This is a genomic window from Pseudomonas sp. EGD-AK9 (assembly GCF_000465935.2).
GTDB lineage: Bacteria > Pseudomonadota > Gammaproteobacteria > Pseudomonadales > Pseudomonadaceae > Aquipseudomonas.
In genome coordinates this window covers 1-609 of record NZ_AVOF01000876.1, presented here as the reverse complement: position 1 = coordinate 609, position 609 = coordinate 1, and the positions used below count along the sequence as shown (strand labels likewise).

Here is a 609-nt window from a genome sequence, read left to right as displayed (position 1 = left end):
GCCCTCGGCGGCCAGGTCGGCGAGCACGTCGCCCTGCCCCGCGAAACTCGGCGCCAGCGGGTTGAGGCTGGCGGCCTGCTCGCGCAGCGCGGCCAGTTGCAGGAACAGGCCGACGCGATCTGGCCGCTGGGTGGTGCGCAGCGCTTCCAGGCTGCGGCTGAGCTGCTCGCGGGCGGCGAAGGCGGCGGGGTCGTCCTGCTCGCGGAGGATCTCGTCGGCGGCCAGCACCAGGGCCTCGGCGCTGGCCACGTCCTGCAGCGCGGACAGGCGCAGAGTGGCCAGGCGCAGCAAGTGCTCGGCCTCGTCCAGGCGCCAGTCCTGGCGGCTGCCGTCGAGCACGCTTTCCAGGCGCTGGCTGAGGCGCTGCTGATCGCCCTGCAGATTGGCCAGCAGACGCCGGCGCTCGTCCAGCTCATCGGCGCTGGGCAGCTGGTTCAGACGGCGTTCGAGTTGCCCGATCAGCTCGCCGACCTTGCCGCTCTCGGCGCGCGCGCTCTGCAGCTGATCGCGCTGCTGCTGATCCTGCTGCTGCAACTGCTGCAGCTGCCACAGGCTCCAGCCACCGGCACCGACGCCGCCCAGGCCGACCAGCAGGGCGAACGCGGCGAG

General features: G+C 73.2%; 1 protein-coding gene. It reads right to left on the bottom strand.

Annotated features, from left to right (window positions below):
• A partial coding sequence (locus N878_RS25035; protein WP_021446211.1) for a uroporphyrinogen-III C-methyltransferase occupies positions 1 to 609 on the bottom strand: 609 nt, incomplete at both ends.